Here is a 588-nt window from a genome sequence, read left to right as displayed (position 1 = left end):
GTAGGAAAAGCGAACACAAAACTATATACAGAAACCAAATACTCCGAAGGCTCCTCCTCAAACGGATTAACATAAGGAAAAGCCTCGTCAAACTTATCAGACTTAGAGCCATTACATCGAGCACAAGAAATACCTAAATTGCTCCATTCAAACTCTAAATGCGGAAACTTACCTTCAGCCTTTGGGCGAATGTGTTCTACATCACCATAATCAACTGCAAGCACTTTACTTTCACAATACATGCACTTGCCATGCGTGCTTGCTAACAAAGCCTCCTTATTCCTCGAATGCTTATAATTCCGGTTTTCTAATGCTAACGGGTACGGACAATCCAGACGAGCAAGTCTTATCATTTTTGACTCACCACAGCTGTAATGGTTTGCGGTAAAAAATCCTCCAGTCCTCTAGATTTCAGCTCCTCTCGTAAATCCGAAAAAATAACTTCCGTCACCGGGCGCTGACTGTAATCGTTAACAACGATAGCCAGTTGCTCCTCCACCCAAACTGGAACTGTAACTGTAACACCCAAAACCTCATCCAATATTTGAGCAGCTGTCCTCGCCTTCTCCTTAAAATCAAGCAATTTAG

General features: G+C 42.3%; 2 protein-coding genes. Both read right to left on the bottom strand.

Translation table 11 applies throughout. The features are described 5' to 3' along the window. A partial coding sequence (locus AC0L3U_RS38360; protein WP_473364957.1) for an HNH endonuclease occupies positions 1–353 on the bottom strand: 353 nt, incomplete at its 3' end. Beyond that, a partial coding sequence (locus tag AC0L3U_RS38355; RefSeq protein WP_473364956.1) for a hypothetical protein occupies positions 350–588 on the bottom strand: 239 nt, incomplete at its 5' end. The genes AC0L3U_RS38355 and AC0L3U_RS38360, both read right to left, overlap by 4 nt.

The sequence above is a fragment of the Bradyrhizobium sp. Kon69 genome (assembly GCF_055807515.1).
Note: the sequence above shows the minus strand (reverse complement) of the source record. Positions and strands in the feature narration are given on the sequence as shown.